Below are 18,868 nucleotides of genomic sequence, written 5' to 3' on the forward strand. Positions count from 1 at the left end.
CTAGTCCTTCTATAGTTTCCCTATCCTGTAGGCTGGTTCTTCCTTTTGACAACAAAGGTAATGAATCAACCTTGCTTCCTAAAGGGGATTATACCCTGTTTAAGTTTCTTGCTGCAAACTTAGAGTTACCTTCTGTAAGGTTGATTACCATAAACTACTTCCCGTGAAGTGGCACTTGTGGGTAGGACTCTTCCAAATAGTTAGCGTAATTGTCATAGTTGGATGGATATTGTACTTCCACGCTACGGGTAAAGCTTTAATTCTTTTAGAAGCTATACTCACCTGTATTATAGGACCTTGCGCCTCAGCTGCTGCCGTCGTTACACAGAAAATTGGAGGTGACTTGACAGAGATGGTTACTTACACTTTCATTTCAAATTTCATTTGCGCTATTCTTATTCCAATTTGTTTCCCTTTGATAGAAACGAACATGGGCTTTACTTTTACTGGAGCCTTCTTGCTCATTCTTAATAAAGTGAGTTTAGTGCTAATCGTACCGATGCTATTGGCATATATTACAAAGCACTGGCACTTGTTACGCCCCCTCTATAGATGGATTATTAATGTGAATGATCTAAGTTATTATCTCTGGTGTGCGTCCTTACTGATTGTTTCTGGAACAACCGTTAAGAATATTGTCCATGCTAATGTAAGTGTTTCTTTCCTCTTACTCATAGCTATTTCTAGTTTGGTACTATGTTTGTTACAATTTATAGCAGGGAAATCAATAGGAGCCTTCTTCCATAATGCAGTCAATTCTGGACAAGCTTTAGGTCAGAAGAATACAACCTTTGCCATTTGGATAGCCAACACTTATCTTAATCCGCTCTCTACAGTAGGACCAGGATGTTATATCCTTTGGCAGAACATTATTAATAGCGTTGAAATTTGGCATTACTCAAAGTCAAAGAAACGCACTAATTAAAATATATTTTGTTGTGAAAAGTATTAAGTATTTAATAGCATTTATTTGTTTACTTTCCGTGCAAGTTATGAAAGCACAGAAAGGTATCGTAGACAACACAAACATTGATCAGGCAATGCGAACCAGGATGGATATTCAACCTGATGAAATGCCCAGCCAGTCTATAAGCCAGAAACCAATAGAAGACGTGAGTGAAATGTCTTTAGAAGCGAAGCCCGTTTCTTCCGTTCAGTCAACAATGCATATTGCTAATTCTCGCAATCAAGTTGTTTTGCTAATTGGTGATTCAATGGTCGATGGGTTAGGTGCTCGTTTTAATGATTACGCAGTAAAGAATGGCTTTGAATTTCACTCAGTTGTATGGTATGGTAGTACCACACGTAATTGGGCTAATACACAAGACCTTCAATACCAAATTGAGAAGTTCCGTCCAACCTATGTAATCATAAGTCTTGGAACAAATGATTTGGGCTATTATGACTTTACTAGACGTTCAGAGGCTATCCAAACTATCTTAGATTGTGTTGGCAATATCCCTTACGTATGGGTTGGACCATTATCATGGCGTAAGATAAAGAATAGAAACATTGTAAATGTAATTCGTGAGCGCACTGGTGCTGAACGTTTCTTTGATAGCAGTTCTATTGTTGCCGCTCGTATAGATGGTATTCATCCTACTCGGCAAGGTGCAGCACACTGGGTAGACAAGATAGTAGAATGGATGGGGGAACCAGAACTTAATGCGAATCCTATAGAGATGGATAAACCAGACTTCACGACAACCTTTCGTCACGATGAGAAGCATGGTATGAGTTATCATGGCAGACGCTAATAAGTTCTCATAACATAAAACTTATTTTATCAATAATAAACAAAGGGACTCCTTAGAGTCCCTTTATTTTTTGTTTCCACCTATTTAAAGTAACACTTGAAATAGACTTATAGTAATTATCTATTTAAAATGCTATATACTATTGTATATCAATATTATATATTCTTTATTTAACTTATGATTTCTCTTAAATCAGTGGGAATTAAATAAACGAATTATTCTCTAACTTAAAGTACGATTGACGTTTAACTTAAAGTACAATCGTTGTTTAACTTAAAGTACGATTGTCGTTTAACTTGAAGTACGATTGACTTACAACAGCGTTGGAATCGTAGTCCCGTTACATAATCCCCGATAGCTAACCTTTATTTATGCACATTTTATTTTGTAATGTGCCAATAAGTATGTACCTTTGCGCACATATTGAAGTAATGTGCAATGGAACAGATTTCGAGTTTTAATGAACTAGTAGAAGAGAGTATCATTAAGTATTGGGACATGGATGCTCTTACAGATTACAAGGGTAAGACCCTTCAGTATCATGATGTTGCCAGAAAGATTGAAAAGCTACATATCATGTTTGAAGCGAGTGGTGTACAGAAAGGCGATAAGATAGCTTTATGTGGACGCAACTCCTCGGCTTGGGCGGCTTCTTTCTTAGCCGTGTTGACCTATGGTGCAGTAGCTGTACCCATCTTGCATGAGTTTATGCCCGAACAAATACATAATATTGTAAACCATTCGGATGCAAAACTTTTATTTGTTGGCGACGTTGTTGTAACCCAGATTGATGCTACAAAGATGCCGAAGTTGGAAGGTATTATTTATATTCCAGATTACTCCTTAGTAGTGAGTCGTACGGAGAAACTAACCTATGCTCGCGAACATCTGAATGAGGAGTTTGGACGCCGTTACCCAAAGTATTTCCGACCAGAGCATGTACATTACTATCATGAGCAAAGCCCCGATGAATTGGCGTTAATTAACTACACAAGTGGTACTACTGGTCGCTCGAAAGGAGTAATGCTTCCTTATCGTTCCTTGTGGAGTAATGCAGACTTTGCTAAACATGTACTTGGAGATGTTGTCAAACCTGGAAGTAATGTTATTAGCATACTCCCAATGGCACACATGTACGGCATGTCCTTTGAGTTCATTTATGAGTTCCTTTCAGGTGTCCATGTATATTACCTTACACGTATACCATCGCCAGCTATAATCTCTCAAGCATTACAAGAGGTAAAGCCTATCATTATGATAGCTGTGCCCCTTGTGATTGAAAAGATTATCCGCAAGAAAGTCTTCCCTAAGATTCAGAACAACAAGATGCGTTTGCTACTGAACATGCCTGTTATAAACAAGAAAGTTCGTGCAAAGATACGTGAGCAGGTTTATCAAGCATTCGGTGGTAATTTGTATGAAATCATCATCGGTGGAGCTGCACTTAATGGAGAGATCGAGAACTTCTTACGCATGATAGAGTTTCCTTATACTGTTGGCTATGGAGCTACAGAATGTGGACCAATCATTTGCTATCGTGATTGGCATACCTTTGCAAAAGGATCGTGCGGGCAGGCTGCACTTCATCAAGAGGTGCGCATAGATAGTCCTGATCCTACTAATGTAGCTGGTGAGATTCTTACAAAGGGACCTAATGTTCTGTTGGGTTATTATAAGAATGAGGAAGATACTGCACGTACCATTGATAAGGAGGGTTGGTTCCACACAGGAGACCTCGGATTAATGGATGAGGATGGTAATGTATTTATAAAGGGACGTTCCAAGAACTTGCTGCTCGGTAGTAACGGACAGAATATCTATCCTGAAGAGATTGAGGATAAGTTGAACTCCTTGGCACTAGTAAGTGAATGTTTGGTTATTCAGAAGGGTGAGAAACTCATAGCTTTGGTTTATCCAGACTATGACGAAGCACAGAGTCTTGGACTCAATGCGGAGGATATCAAGAATATAATGGAAGAAAACCGCACACAGTTGAATACCATCGTACCAGCTTATTGTAAGGTGGCAGAGATTCGTGTTCAAGAAGAAGAGTTTGAGAAAACCCCGAAGAAGTCTATTAAACGTTATCTCTATACTGAATAAGATAAGTTTAAATATTTATAGCACCTAAGGTGCTAATGACATAAGCCTTAGAGTAGGAGTGTGTCAATCATATAAATAAGGGCAAATATCCCTACCTATTTGTAGAATCATTGATTCATTGAATAGACGAGGATATTTGCCTTTATATGTATTTCTTACCTATTTAAATTTACGTAGAATCACTTCGCTAATTACCTTTATTTAAGGATGAAAACATAGACGTTAACCTATTTCAATTAAAAAAGTCTTTAAAAACCAACACTAAGTTTTTATTTAATATAATTTAGATACAAATATTCGCCCTATCCGCTTTTATGTTGTACTTTTGTGACTCGTTGAATGATACATAAGAGTACAATATAAATTGTGAGATAATGGTGGAATCTATTGATATTAGAGAGTTAAATGAGAGAATCGAACGGCAGAGTTCTTTTGTGACAGACCTTACGACAGGAATGAATCAAATAATAGTTGGACAAAAGCATCTAATTGATTCGTTACTTATATCTTTACTTAGTGATGGTCACATCCTATTAGAGGGTGTCCCTGGTCTAGCAAAGACACTTGCTATCAAGACGCTATCACAGCTCATTGATGTGCGTTATAGTCGTATTCAGTTCACTCCAGATTTGTTGCCTGCTGATGTTATTGGTACACAAATCTATTCGCAAAAGGACGAAACCTTCCACGTAAAGAAAGGACCTATCTTCTCTAACTTTATACTTGCTGATGAGATTAATCGTGCGCCTGCAAAGGTTCAAAGTGCACTATTGGAAGCAATGCAAGAACATCAAGTTACCATTGGTGAGTCTACATTCACCTTGCCTGATCCTTTCCTTGTCATGGCAACACAGAATCCAATAGAGCAAGAGGGTACTTATATGTTACCAGAAGCACAGGTGGATCGATTCATGTTGAAGGTTGTTCTTGATTATCCAACATTAGATGAAGAGAAACTTGTTGTTCGAATGAATCTACAAGGCAATGCTCCTGTAATTCGCCCTGTTATTGGTACTAAAGAAATCCTTGAAGCAAGAAAGGTTGTTGAGGATGTTTACTTGGATGACAAGATTATGCAGTATATTACTGATATCGTCTTTGCTACAAGATATCCTGAACGTTATCAGTTAGCTGACTTGAAAGAGATGATAACCTTTGGTGGTAGTCCACGTGCAAGTATCAATCTTGCCAGAGCTAGCCGTGCATACGCCTTTATCAAGCACCGTGGCTATGTAGTACCAGAAGATGTACGTGCTGTCGCACATGATGTTCTTCGTCACAGAATTGGTTTATCATACGAGGCAGAAGCTGCTAACTTAACTACAGAGACAATCGTTAGTGAGATAATTAACAAGGTGCAAGTACCTTAATGATTCTCGTTTCATTGTTAAGTGTATTGTAAGAAAAGATAGTTTTCATCATTGTATATGGATACAACTGAGTTACTAAAGAAAGTACGTAAAATAGAGATTAAAGCTCTAGGCTTGAGCCAGAATATATTTGCTGGTCAATATCATTCTGTCTTTAAGGGTAGAGGTATGGCGTTTTCTGAAGTACGCGAGTATCAGTATGGCGATGATGTTCGTGATATTGATTGGAATGTTACGGGTCGCTTTCATCGTCCTTACGTAAAAGTCTTTGAAGAAGAACGCGAACTGACTGTAATGTTGGTGATAGATGTGAGTGGTTCTTTAGATTTCGGTACCGCTGGACAACTTAAACGTGAATGTGTGACGGAGATAGCTGCTACATTAGCATTCTCGGCTATTCAAAACAATGATAAGATTGGTGTTATCTTCTTTTCTGATCACGTTGAGAAGTATATCCCACCCAAGAAGGGTAGGAAACATATTCTTTATTTAATTAGAGAGATGTTGACATTTACGCCAAATAGTAAGAAGACAGATGTTGGAGTAGGACTGGAATATCTTAATAAGGTTGTCAAACGTCGTTGTACAGCTTTTGTTATTAGCGATTTCTATACAAGGAAGGATTTTAGTCAGGAATTACGTATTACAAATAGAAAACATGACGTTGTTGCCATTCAAGTATATGACCCACGTGCAAAGGTAATGCCTGATGTCGGCTTGCTGAAAGTTATTGATGCAGAGACAGGACATGAGATGTATGTTGATACACATGATATTCGTGTTCGAAAGGCCCACAATACCTATTGGGAAGAGCGTGAACAACGATTGCATGATACTTTAACGCAAAGTCACGTTGATAGTGTGGCTATAGCTACTAATGACGATTATGTCAAGATGTTGATAACGTTATTTTTAAAGAGAAGACGATGAAAAGGTTTTTGGTGATAATAGCGTTATTGTCTATAGTTGGTATCAGCTATGCACAGATAAATGTTAAAGCTAGTATTGATTCTACCCATATATTAATAGGTGGAAGAACTAGTTATAGTATTGTCGTAGATGTTCCCCGTGGTACAAAGGTTTCCTTTCCTAAACAGATTGTACCGAAAGAGTATGCACAAGACGTGGAAGTGCTAAAGGTGAATCGTAGTGTTACGGATTCTTTTAATCATCAGTTGAATAAACGTACCTATGTGTTGACGGCATGGAATGCAAAGCATTATACCATTCCTGCACAGAAGGTTGTTATTAATGGTAAGACGAGTTTGACGAAAGCCCTTAGCTTTGATGTCCGTTCTATTCCTGTTGATACGGTCAAGAATACACCAATGCCACCTGATGATATTCAGCAGGTTAGCCTTACTTTCGCCGAGTGGCTTCCCGTCATTCTAATTGGATTGTTGATTCTCATACTTTTAGGGCTTGCTTATTATCTCTATAAGTCATTAAGTAGACGTAAGGTTAGTAAGAAGGAGCGTGTATTGTCTTCTTATGAACAAGCACTAAATGAGTTGGAGGAGATTCGTTCACAAATAAAGTCTTATTCAGATCAAAAGACCTATTATACTCATGTAACTGATGTCTTGAGAAGATATATTTCTAAGCGTTATAAGTTTAATGCCTTAGAGATGACCTCTTCTGAAATCTTGGATAAACTACATGATGAATGTAAGGAGACAGATCTTAAAGAGTTAGAAGAAATTTTCAATACAGTAGATCTCGTAAAGTTTGCTAAATACCAAACGGGTGAAAATGATAAGAACTACTATTTCGATAATGTAGTACGTTTCATAGAAACAACAAAGAAAGATGATATTGTTCCAATAGTTGACAAGACTGAGGAGACAAGGAGTCAGCGTACTCGTAAAATTATCAAGTTGGCTATCATATTATTATTAGTTTGTTCTGTGGCTCTGTTCATATATTTCGTGTCAGAGATTATAGGACTTCTAGTATAATGTAAATTGATGTAGAAATGGAATTTGCCAATAGTGGATACCTTCTTTTACTTATCTTGTTAATACCTTATTTATTATGGTATTTCCTTTGTGGTAAAGGTAAGGAACCAACCATAAAGATGAGCGATACATTCGCTTATCAACATATCTCAAAGAGTTGGAGGATTCGGATGATCCATCTTCCAATGTTTCTGCGTTGTCTAGTTTATACTTTGGTGGTCATTGTGTTAGCACGCCCACAAACGTATAACTCCTGGGATAATAAGGATGCTGAAGGAATTGATATCATGTTGACGATGGATATTTCAGCAAGTATGTTGACAGAAGATGTGTTCCCTAATCGTATAGAAGTAGCAAAGGAAGTGGCTTCAGATTTTATTAGTGGACGCCCTAATGATAACATCGGTCTGACAATATTTGCAGGAGAGGCTTTCACACAATGTCCAATGACAGTTGACCATGCCGCTTTATTAAATCTTCTTCATAATGTACGTACAGATTTAGTAGTGAAAGGATTAATACAGGATGGAACAGCTATTGGGATGGGACTTGCTAATTCGGTTAGTCGGCTAAAAGACTCGAAAGCAAAGAGTAAGGTTATCATTCTGTTGACTGATGGTAGTAATAATGTCGGTTCTATCTCTCCAATGACAGCTGCGTCTATTGCTAAGAAGTATGGTATAAGAATCTATACTATAGGTTTGGGTAAGGAGTCAGAAGGAGATTTAGGAGCAATAGACTATAAGACATTACAAAATATAGCTGTATCAACAAATGGAGAGTTTTATAGAGCGCAAAGCCAAGCTGAACTTTCCAAGATTTATCAAGATATTGATAAATTAGAGAAGACGAAATTGAGAGTAAAAGCTTATAGTCATTTGCATGAGGCTTATATGCCCTTTGCATGGCTGGCATTGTTCCTCTTCTGTTTAGATTTACTATTACGTCTGACGGTTTTTAGAAGATTACCATAAGTGATTTGCCTATATATAATAAGGTGAATAACTTATTTAATGTGATAAATGAAGAATGTTTAGATTTGATAATCCTACATATTTATGGTTGTTATTGCTGATACCTCTATTAGCAATGATTTATCTATATTCTCTTCGCCAAAGTAAACGTAGACTTAAACGATTTGGTTCGCTAAAGTTAATGCATCAATTATCTCCTATGGCAAGTCCAAGAAGGAAGTTGATAAAGTTTGTTTTGGCAGAACTAATATTGACATTGCTTATATTGATAGTAGCTCGTCCACAGATTGGTAATAAGATTGCAAATAATACAAGTAGAGAGGGCATCGAAGTTATTATGGCGCTTGATATTAGTAACTCTATGTTGGCTACAGATGTTGTACCTTCACGTTTAGATAAGAGTAAACTTATGGTTGAGGGACTCATGAATAAGTTTACGAAGAACAAACTAGGTTTAATTGTCTTTGCGGGTGACGCTTTTGTTCAACTACCAATAACGAGTGATTATGTTTCGGCAAAGATGTTCTTGGATAATATAAATCCTTCATTAATTGGAACACAAGGAACAGACATAGGTAAAGCGATTAACTTAGCTATGCACAGTTTTACACCTAATACTCAAACAGGTAAAGCGATTGTCGTCATTACAGATGGTGAAGATAATGAGGGAGGTGCAGAAGCTATGGCAAAACAAGCGCAAGAAAAGGGTATTAAGGTGTTTATACTTGGTATAGGTTCTACACAAGGAACTACTATTCCAATGCCTAATGGTGAGGACTTGAGAGATGCCAATGGTAATATTGTTAAGACACATCTCAATGAAGAAATGTGTAAGAAAATAGCAGATGCAGGGCACGGAGTATATATACACGTAGATAATAGTAGTGTTGCTGATGCCCTTCTGGAGAGAGAACTTGGAAAACTTCAAAAGGGAGAGATAAATAATGTTGTATATAGTGATTATGATGAGCAATTCCAGGCGTTTGCACTACTTGCCGTCTTATCACTCATCATTGATGTCTTTATTCTAGAAAGAAAGAGAAAGTATTAAATAAGTATATGTTTAAGCGGCTTTATTTTATAGTATGTCTTTTGATGATATCGTTTGTTACGCTTAATGCTCAAACGAGTAATCAGTTAATTAGGAAAGGAAATAAGAACTTTTCCTCAAAGAACTATGCACAAGCTGAGGTCTTTTATCGTAAGGCTATCGATAAGGAACCTAATAATGCTATTGGCAATTATAATTTAGCTAGATGTTTACAGGCGCAACATAAGAATGCAGAAGCAAAAAAGATTTACGAGAAAGCGGCTAAATTAGAAACAGATCCTATTCGCCAGGCTAGTAGCTATAATAATCTTGGTACTATTTATCAAGGAGAGAAAAACTATAGTAAGGCTATTGATTATTATAAGAAGGCAATGCGTGATAACCCTTCTCATAATAATGCACGTTATAACTTCGAGTTATGTCAACGTCAGCAGAAGAAACAGAATAATAAGAAGAACTCTGGTGGGTCTAAAAATAATCAGAATAAAAACAAACAAAATAAGAATCAATCGAACAAAGATAATAAACAGAAGAAGAAGGATAATTCTCAGCAAAAGCCTCAAAACAATAATAATGATATGAGCAAGAGTAATGCTGAACAATTATTGAATGCGGCTATGCAACAGGAAAAAGAGACTCAAAAGAGGCTGGCAAAGGCAATGCAACAACCTTCAGATAAAAAACTTGATAAAAATTGGTAACTATTAGAAATATGAAACGATATATATTTTTACTTTTCATACTTTTATGTACGCTTGGAATGAAGGCACAATATGTTCGTGTCGTAGCTCCTAAGCATGTATCAGTGGGAGAGGAGTTCCAAGTTGAATATACAGTATATACTCAGGATGTTCGTAGATTTCAGTTAGGTAGATTATCTAATGGACTTGAGAAAGTATATGGACCTGCAACATCCTCTCAGTCTAATTATCAGTTTATTAATGGTCATGCTAGTAGTTCCTCTACAGTCACGTTTGCGTATGTCTTTGTGGCTACAAAAAAGGGTAACCTCGGGATAGGACCAGCGAAGATTGTAGTTAATGGTCAAGAGATTGCATCTACGCCTGTAAGAATTAATGCATCTGGTAATGCAAAGGGAGCTTATGCTTCTTCAAAGGGAAGTTACAATGACGTTCAAGATGATCCACGTTCTTCCTCCTCACATATTAGCTCTAAAGATTTATTCATTAAGGTTTCTGCAAATAAAACAACAGTTTACGAACAAGAACCAGTCCTTTTAACTTATAAAGTTTATACAACAAAGAATCTGCGTCAGTTAATTGGTAAAATGCCTGATTTAACGGGTTTCCACGTCCAAGAAGTTAATTTGCCACAACAAAAGACTTTCCATAAAGAGCGTGTAGGTAATCGAGTTTATAACTGTGTTACATGGAGTAAGTATGTCATGTACCCACAGATGACAGGAACTTTAAAAGTACCTGCCTTAACTTTCCATGGCTTAGTTCAAGAGAGTAATAACTTTAATCCATTTGAAGCTTTTGGTATCGATGATGGTATCACGAATATAAAGAAAGATATTCTTGCATCTGGCTTGTCGATAAAAGTTTTACCATTACCAACTCCCCCTTCTGATTTCTCTGGAGGTGTTGGTCATTTTAACCTTTCAGGACAATTAAATAAGAAAGAAGTCAAAGCTGGTGATCCTGTTTCTATTCGTGTTGTAGTAAGTGGAGCTGGTAATCTGAAATTGATAAAACAACCTATTATTCAGATACCTAAGGGGTTTGAAAAATACGATGTGAAGATTACCGACAAGACACAATTAACAGAAAATGGAGTTGAAGGAAATATAATTTATGACCAAGTTATTGTTCCTCAACAAGAAGGAGTAGTTTCCATTCCTCCAGTTAAATTTGTTTATTATGATTTGGTTCAGCATAAGTATGTTACCCTTCAGACTTCTCCGATGGAATTGAAGGTTATGCGAGGTGATGGTAGTTCTAAAGATATTTTATCAGTAGATTTACCTAATGAAGATATTTTACCTTTGAAGGTTGGGGATAGTGCATTGGATAAGGTAGGTCATTTCTTCTTTGGTTCTATTCCATATTATATTATTCTTTTGTTACTACTTGTTAGTGGATCTATTTTAGCTTATAAATATAGAGATCGTTTCGCTCATCGTGTTGATATGGTTTTGAAGCGAGGTAAAAATGCAAGTAGGATAGCTACTTCTCGCTTGCATTCAGCTAATCTATTAAAGATGAAAGGGAGAAATATAGAGTTCTATGATGAGATCTTACAAGCACTTTGGGGTTATGTTAGTGATAAATTAAATCTCCCAGTCGAACAATTGTCACGTGATAATATTAGTGAACAATTAATGGCTATCAATGTACCAATGGAGGTTATTGACAAGTTCATTATGGCTATTGATGAATGCGAGTATGAACGTTATGCTCCTGGAAATGAGAAAGGGAATATGCAAAAGACATTTGATGTAGCAATGAAAGCCATTTCAGATATGGAAGAAGCAATCAAAAAAGTAAAGGTTCAGAAGTCTAAGAATACTAATGTTCTTTCCTTTTTGATGATAGCTTTATTAGCTCTCCCTATCCATGCTTTCTCTCAAACTAAGTCAGATGTTGACAAATTATATCAAAAGGGAAACTATGCACAAGCTGTAAAGGGATATGAAAAGTTATTGGAGCAAGGCGAGTCTGCGGCTTTATACTATAATTTAGGGAATTGTTATTATCGTCTCGATAATATACCTCATGCTGTACTAGCTTATGAACGTGCCCAACGTTTGGCTCCTAGTGATGATGACATTCGTTTTAATCTTCAGTTGGCTCAATCAAAAACAATTGATAAGTTAACGCCAGAATCAGAAATGTTTTTCGTTACTTGGTATAAGGCTCTTGTAAATCTTTTGAGTGTAGATTGTTGGGCTTATTTGAGCCTTGTTTCTCTATTTCTAGCTTTATTATCTTTGGTGGTATATATTTTTGTAGAGAGAGAACTTTTACAGAAATTGTCAAGAGGAACACTCCCTTTATTTTTTGTCCTATTTATTCTTACCACATTTTTTGCCATCCAACAAGTATGTTTGTTAGATGCAAGTAATCATGGTATCATAATGTTACCATCAGCTGTAGTAAGAGAAACACCTGATCAAAAGTCTAAAGAGATATTCATTCTTCATGAAGGGTCTAAAGTAAAGATTACTGATCAAGGTTTGAGTAAATGGACAGGTGTTCAACTTAATGATGGACGACAAGGTTGGGTACAAACCTCTTGTATTGAAGCAATTTAATAAGTTATATATAAGTTTATTAGTCATTAATTTTGTATGAGTTTTGAAGCCTTACATACAATTGATAAGTGCGTACTACTTACTCTGAATGGAAGCAATAATTTGTTTCTAGACAACCTAGTCGTGACTTTGACTTCTGCCTATACGTGGATATTGTTGTATGGAGCTTTACTTTATTTAGTTATAAAAAATAATGAAAATTGGTGGAAGATAATGCTTATTGTCGGTACCATAGGAATAGGATTATTGATTGTTGATGGTGTGAATCTTGGCATTGTAAAACCCCTTATTGCACGCCCACGCCCTTTAAATAGTCCTGAATTACAAGGAATCGTTCAATCAGCAAATGGTTATTATGCAAGCGGATATAGCTTTTTCTCTTCCCATACGGCAAATGCTTTTCTAATAGCTGTATTCTTTTGTTTATTAGTACGTGATAAGATTTTTTCTTGTTTCATGTTCTTGTGGGCTATAATCGTATCATTAACTCGTCCATATTTAGGCGTACATTATCCTTCAGATATATTTGTTGGTGCAATTTTTGGGACTACAATTGCCATTCTCATTTATTTTTTATATCTTCGCATTTACATTCGATTCAGTGATAAACTTCATTATATTTCCACACGGTACACCCGTACAGGTTATAGCTTTGCAGATATAGATCTTGTCTTAACTGTACTTGTCTTAACATTTATATATACGGTATTTCGTGCTTTATTATTAATATAAAAACCATATTATGTCTGAAGATACAAAACATATTAGCATTTCTGATTACAACTATCCCCTCCCTGATGAGCGCATCGCCAAATTTCCGTTGACAGAGCGCGACCATAGTAAGCTGTTGCTTTATAAGCATGGTGATGTATCGGAGGACATTTTTTATAATCTTCCTGAATATTTGCCTAAGGGTGCGTTGATGGTTTTCAATAATACGAAAGTCATTCAGGCACGTATGCACTTCCGCAAGGAGACTGGAGCACTCATAGAGGTGTTTCTTATGGAACCAGCACAGCCAACAGATTATGAATTGATGTTTCAAACAAATCATGAGTGTGCATGGCTTTGTATGGTTGGCAACCTTAAGAAGTGGAAGGAAGGTGCATTAAAGCGTGCATTTGAAATCAAAGGGCATAAGCTGACACTTACAGCGACAATGGACCGCAGTAAGGTTCAAGAGCAAGCTGGTGGAACTAATCACTGGATTCAATTTGAGTGGGATAATACAAACATATCATTTGCTGAGATTCTTGAAGCCGTAGGTGAATTACCTATTCCTCCATATCTTAACCGTGCTACAGAGGAAAGTGATAAAGAAACTTATCAAACCGTATATTCAAAGATTAAAGGTTCAGTGGCAGCGCCTACAGCTGGACTTCACTTTACCGATAAAGTGCTGAAAGCCTTGGATGAACATGGTGTTGATCGTGAGGAACTTACACTTCATGTGGGAGCCGGAACTTTCAAACCTGTGAAGAGTCAGGAGATTGAGGGGCATAATATGCACACGGAGTTTGTTGTTGTTCGTCGTCAGACCTTAGAGAAACTTCTAAAGCATAAATGTCACGCTGTTGCTGTAGGAACAACAAGTGTTAGAACACTGGAAAGCCTTTATTATATGGGTGTTAAGTTGGTATTGTCTCCAGAAACGGCAGAGAAAGACCTTCATGTCAATCAATGGGAGCCATATGACTTACCACATAATGAAGAAGGATTGGTCATTGTGAATGGCAAGGCGATAACTGCAGAGGATTCAATCCGTCATTTGCTTGCCTATTTGAATAAAGACGGATTAAATGTGTTACATTCAAGTACACAGATTATCATTGCTCCTGGCTATACCTATAAGATTGTCAAAGCGCTCGTTACCAATTTCCATCAACCACAATCAACGTTGTTGCTCTTAGTGAGTGCTTTCTTAAAGGGCGATTGGCGTAAGGTTTATGACTATGCCCTCAGCCATGACTTCCGTTTCCTTAGCTATGGAGATTCTTCATTATTGATACCATAGTATTATTCCCTCAGCGTGAGGATTTATAAAACTTATTTATTATAAGTAGACTTGGTATTTAAAAGAGGGAGGAAATGCAGCTAATTGATAAGATATTGGTTGTATTCTTTATAAACATTAAGAAGAAAAAAAATGAAAATAGGTGATAAAGTTAGATTTTTAAGCTCTACTGGTGGTGGAGTCATTGCAGGTTTCAAAGGTAAAATTGTTTTGGTTGAAGACGAAGATGGTTTTCAGATTCCAACAGTAGCCAGTGAGGTTGTTGTTGTTGAAGATGCCGCTACTGACCGTGCAAAACTGCGTATCGACCAGCAGCAACGTAAGATGGAGAAAGGCGAGGATACTCGCAGTATCAAGCAACGTCTGACCGCTACAGGTGCTGAAGAAGAGGAAGTAGGGGATAATTGGCGTGATGTTGATGCAGACATAGAACCGCATGACGACCCTTCTGTTAATTTTGAAGCTCCAGTGAGAGAACGTGTTGGTGGTGATGAGTTGTCTATATATCTTGCTTTCACACCTACCGATATAAAGAACCTCACGACTACGCACTTCAAGTCTTATCTTGTCAACGATTCAAATTATTATGTTCATTTCTCCTACTCTTTAAAGCAGGAAGATAAGTGGGTATTGAAGGCTGTTGGCGAATTGGAACCAAATATGAAGTTGCTGATAGAGGACTTCACACTTGCCGACCTCAACGATATGCTACAAGGATGTGTCCAACTTCACAGCTATAAAAAGGATAAGCCTTTCGCACTCAAGCCTACTTGTGACCTTCAGGTGAAGATTGATGCCGTGAAGTTCTATAAGCTCAATACTTTCCACGAGAGTGTTTTCTTTGAGCAGCCAGCATTGATATACACGTTGATTGAGAAGGATAAGCCTGCTCAGCACCCGATGTTGGAACCTTTGACAAGAAAGGCAGAGGACGAAGCTACTGAGAAGCTAAAGGTGGGATATTCTTCCCCAAGCCGTCTGTCAGAAGAAGAGATTGATAAGAAGACGGAGGAACTTGCCAAGCGTTATAAGTTTGAGCGTAAGAAACCTGCTAAACAGATTCTTAGCGATGACAAAATTATCATAGACCTTCATGCTGATGAATTGCTCGAGACGACAGCGGGTATGACTGCGGCAGATATTCTTGAATATCAATTAGATGTCTTCCGTCGTACGCTCGACCAATACAAGGCTCATCGTGGTAAGAAACTCATTTTTATCCACGGAAAGGGCGAAGGCGTATTGCGTCATGCTATCATTCATGAACTTAATTATAAATACAAACATTATTCTTACCAAGATGCTTCTTTCCGTGAATACGGCTACGGAGCTACTCAGGTAACAATTAAATAATTTTTTTCATTCAATATGAAACACGGACTTATAAAGGTGGCTGCAGCTATTCCTGCAGTGAAGGTTGCAGATACAAAGTTCAACCTTATAGAAACAGAAAAGCAGATTGCTATTGCTGAAGGGCAGGGCGTAGAGATTATTGTCTTCCCAGAGCTTTCAATAACGGGTTACACTTGTCAGGACCTTTTCCAGCAGCAACTTCTTCTTGACGATACTGAGCAGGCTGTCATCGACCTGCTCGAATTTACTCGCCAATTAGATATCACCGTCATTGTCGGTGCGCCTGTAGCTGTGGGAGCATTGCTCCTTAATTGCGCATTGGTCATTCAACAAGGAAAACTCTTAGGCATCGTAGCAAAGACCTTCCTGCCTAACTACAGCGAGTTCTATGAGAAACGATGGTTTGCATCTTCACAAGACTTGCGTCCACAGCACATTCGCTTTGCAGGGAATAATATTCGCGTGACACCAGAGTTGCAGATTTTCCGCACATCTGAGGGGGCTACCTTTGCCATAGAAATATGTGAGGATGTATGGGCACCAACACCACCGAGCAATCATCTTGCCTTGGCAGGTGCAGAGATTATCTTCAACCTTTCTACCAGCGACGAACTCATCGGAAAGCACACTTACTTGAAGTCACTGCTTGCCCAGCAAAGCGCACGCACTATCAGCGGATACGTTTATAGTAGTAGTGGCTTTGGTGAGAGTACGCAGGATGTTGTCTTTGGCGGAAATGCATTGATTTTTGAGAATGGCTCACTTGTTAAGCAGTCAGAGCGTTTTCAGATTGACCCACAGTTAGTTATATCTGAAATTGATATTGAAAATTTACGTAGCGAACGTCGTACCAATAGTACCTTTGTCAACGCGCAGCGTCCTGTTGCGTCAGGATTAGCTGGTGTTACTGGTCAGATTGATGAACTCGCCTTGCACGTAGATTGCTTGCCACCGCTCAAGCCTATGCGTGAGTTTACGCTGACACGCGAGTTCGACCAGCATCCTTTTATTCCTAAGACAGAGAATATGCAGGAATCTTGCGATGAAATCTATAATATTCAGGTGAGTGGATTGGCAAAAAGATTGGTACATACTAATTGCAAATCAGCAATTATCGGTATCAGTGGTGGACTTGATTCCACCCTTGCCCTCCTTGTTGTTGTCAAGACTTTTGATAAGCTTGGGCTTGACCGTAAGGGAATTGTAGGCGTTACCATGCCAGGGTTCGGAACAACGGGCAGAACCTATAAGAATGCAATGGCACTGATGGAACATCTCGGTATCACGATTCGTGAGATTGATATTAAAGCCTCTGTTTTACAGCATTTTAAGGATATTGGTCATGACCCAGAGGTGCACGATTCTACTTATGAGAACGCACAGGCTCGTGAGCGTACGCAGATTTTGATGGATTTAAGCAATCAGATGAACGGACTTGTCATTGGTACGGGCGACCTTAGCGAACTTGCCTTGGGATGGTGCACCTATAATGGCGACCACATGAGTATGTATGCCGTGAATGCAGGTGTGCCAAAGACGCTGACGCAATATCTTGTGCGTTATGCTGCTGACACAACTAAGGATGAAAATGTACGTAAGACATTGATAGACATCGTGGAAACTCCAATCTCACCAGAGCTAAAACCTGCTGATGATAAGGGAGAAATTGCACAGAAGACAGAAGACCTTGTTGGTCCTTACGAGCTTCACGATTTCTTCCTCTATTATGTTCTTCGCTGCGGTTTCCGCCCTTCAAAAATCTATTGGATGGCGCAGAATGCCTTTCGTGGTGTTTACCCCGACAGCGTCATTCTTCATTGGATGCGCATCTTCTTCCGTAGGTTCTTCTCTCAGCAATTCAAACGTTCATGCTTGCCAGACGGACCAAAGGTGGGCAGCGTGAGCCTTTCGCCACGTGGCGACTGGAGAATGCCTTCTGATGCAATGTCAACCAACTGGCTAAACGAGTTGGAAGGACTGTCATGAAGCGAATAATCTTTCAACTTATTTTCCTACTGATTCCTCTGTGCACACCTGCGCAGGGGAATCTTCCTTTACTTCCATTGCCTGTGCTTGAATTATTGCAATATCAGGTGCAGAAAGGGAAGCGGGCGGTTGCACCTTATCTTTTCAGTAAGTATGGACTCAGACGAATTCCGACAGAGTTAGTAGCTGATGACACACGTCAGTTGTGGGGGTGGCACGTCGGTCCTAATGCTGACTTCGACCAATCAAAACAACCTTTCTACAGGCTCTTTGCAAAGAAGGATAATTCAAGCCTTGCTGTCATTGACGATAGGGGAGGAGCGTTGCAAATCGTCTTTTGGGACAAGGGATATTATCATACATTGGCGTCTGGTCTTCGGGCGCATGGCTACCAGCTGCAGCATGTGAAGCCTGCGACTAATGTTCTTCGTTTTCAGCGTGAGGGCAGCTCTGTGATAGCAGACGTGACGGTGTGGGCAGATATGTACGTCTTAGAGCTTCATAACTGATAACGACTTGTTTTCTACTTTCTTCTCTTGTTTTTCATTTTGACGATATAAAGATAAGTTTTAATTTCTAAGATTGCAAGAAAAGTGAGTGTTATAAAATGTTATTTTGATTATAATGCGTTATTAATCAGTATTTTACAAAATGATTAGCAGTTATCGCATAGGCTAATAACAATACGCTCATTATTTATTTTTTTTCGCATAGAGGTTCTCTCTAAGCTTCTTTGATGCCATATCTATACGATGCAGATGCGCCTTTTATGGTGAATAGATAGGCTAAAAACATCATTTTATTTCTTGTATAAGACGTTAAGACCTAACTTTTTACAATAGTGAGAGTGAGAATAATATTTCTGTTTTGATTGATAATCAGTAATATAACTTCTTTGCTACTTTCCTCCGATTACAAAATTACAAATTACATATTACATTAAGGACCATCAGACTTTTCGTATGGTGCCGAATAGGTGAAAAATGATAGTTTTATAATGAATAAAATAATAATTTATAATATAA

The 18,868-nt window shown here is 38.1% G+C and carries 14 protein-coding genes and 1 pseudogene; all 15 read left to right on the top strand.

Annotated features, from left to right (window positions below):
- Window positions 1-118 precede the first annotated feature (118 nt).
- Window positions 119-925: pseudogene (locus tag F0475_RS09780) on the top strand (bile acid:sodium symporter); the annotation flags it as partial.
- Window positions 926-992: 67 nt separating this feature from the next.
- Window positions 993-1,757 carry an SGNH/GDSL hydrolase family protein gene (locus tag F0475_RS09785; protein WP_234422996.1) on the top strand — a complete coding sequence of 255 codons (765 nt, stop codon included), beginning with the start codon at window positions 993-995 and terminating at the stop codon, window positions 1,755-1,757.
- A gap of 438 nt (window positions 1,758-2,195) precedes the next feature.
- Window positions 2,196-3,860 (top strand): AMP-binding protein, encoded by a 1,665-nt coding sequence (locus tag F0475_RS09790; protein WP_155716487.1) that lies wholly within the window; start codon window positions 2,196-2,198, stop codon window positions 3,858-3,860.
- A 374-nt stretch (window positions 3,861-4,234) separates the two neighbouring features.
- Window positions 4,235-5,230, top strand: a complete 996-nt coding sequence (locus tag F0475_RS09795; RefSeq protein ID WP_155716488.1) for an AAA family ATPase — start codon at window positions 4,235-4,237, stop codon at window positions 5,228-5,230.
- Window positions 5,231-5,287: 57 nt separating this feature from the next.
- Entirely contained in the window at window positions 5,288-6,160 is an 873-nt protein-coding gene (locus F0475_RS09800) for a DUF58 domain-containing protein (protein ID WP_004383664.1), read from the top strand.
- Window positions 6,157-7,188: a DUF4381 family protein gene (locus tag F0475_RS09805; RefSeq protein WP_155716489.1), complete on the top strand. Its 1,032-nt coding sequence runs from the start codon at window positions 6,157-6,159 to the stop codon at window positions 7,186-7,188. The genes F0475_RS09800 and F0475_RS09805 overlap by 4 nt, the downstream gene beginning before the upstream one ends.
- 17 nt (window positions 7,189-7,205) lie before the next feature.
- Window positions 7,206-8,162: a vWA domain-containing protein gene (locus F0475_RS09810; protein WP_155716490.1), complete on the top strand. Its 957-nt coding sequence runs from the start codon at window positions 7,206-7,208 to the stop codon at window positions 8,160-8,162.
- A 55-nt stretch (window positions 8,163-8,217) separates the two neighbouring features.
- Entirely contained in the window at window positions 8,218-9,213 is a 996-nt protein-coding gene (locus tag F0475_RS09815; protein WP_009434153.1) for a VWA domain-containing protein, read from the top strand.
- An 8-nt stretch (window positions 9,214-9,221) separates the two neighbouring features.
- On the top strand, window positions 9,222-9,914 hold the full coding sequence (locus F0475_RS09820) for a tetratricopeptide repeat protein (RefSeq protein WP_009434213.1): 693 nt from the start codon (window positions 9,222-9,224) through the stop codon (window positions 9,912-9,914).
- 11 nt (window positions 9,915-9,925) lie between these two features.
- The gene (locus F0475_RS09825) at window positions 9,926-12,490 is read left to right on the top strand and encodes a BatD family protein (RefSeq protein WP_199879807.1); all 2,565 of its coding nucleotides are present in this window, start codon (window positions 9,926-9,928) and stop codon (window positions 12,488-12,490) included.
- Window positions 12,491-12,526: 36 nt separating this feature from the next.
- Window positions 12,527-13,222, top strand: coding sequence for a phosphatase PAP2 family protein (locus F0475_RS09830; protein WP_155716491.1), 696 nt, complete (start codon window positions 12,527-12,529; stop codon window positions 13,220-13,222).
- A 10-nt stretch (window positions 13,223-13,232) separates the two neighbouring features.
- Window positions 13,233-14,504 (top strand): S-adenosylmethionine:tRNA ribosyltransferase-isomerase, encoded by a 1,272-nt coding sequence (locus F0475_RS09835; RefSeq protein ID WP_155716492.1) that lies wholly within the window; start codon window positions 13,233-13,235, stop codon window positions 14,502-14,504.
- Window positions 14,505-14,636: 132 nt separating this feature from the next.
- Window positions 14,637-15,857, top strand: coding sequence for a DUF2027 domain-containing protein (locus F0475_RS09840; RefSeq protein ID WP_155716493.1), 1,221 nt, complete (start codon window positions 14,637-14,639; stop codon window positions 15,855-15,857).
- 15 nt (window positions 15,858-15,872) lie between these two features.
- Window positions 15,873-17,843 (top strand): NAD(+) synthase, encoded by a 1,971-nt coding sequence (locus F0475_RS09845; RefSeq protein ID WP_155716494.1) that lies wholly within the window; start codon window positions 15,873-15,875, stop codon window positions 17,841-17,843.
- The gene (locus F0475_RS09850; RefSeq protein WP_155716495.1) at window positions 17,840-18,352 is read left to right on the top strand and encodes a hypothetical protein; all 513 of its coding nucleotides are present in this window, start codon (window positions 17,840-17,842) and stop codon (window positions 18,350-18,352) included. Before F0475_RS09845 ends, F0475_RS09850 begins: the two co-directional genes overlap by 4 nt.
- Window positions 18,353-18,868 lie beyond the last annotated feature (516 nt).

It is taken from the genome of Prevotella vespertina, from assembly GCF_009728485.1.
Lineage (GTDB): Bacteria > Bacteroidota > Bacteroidia > Bacteroidales > Bacteroidaceae > Prevotella > Prevotella vespertina.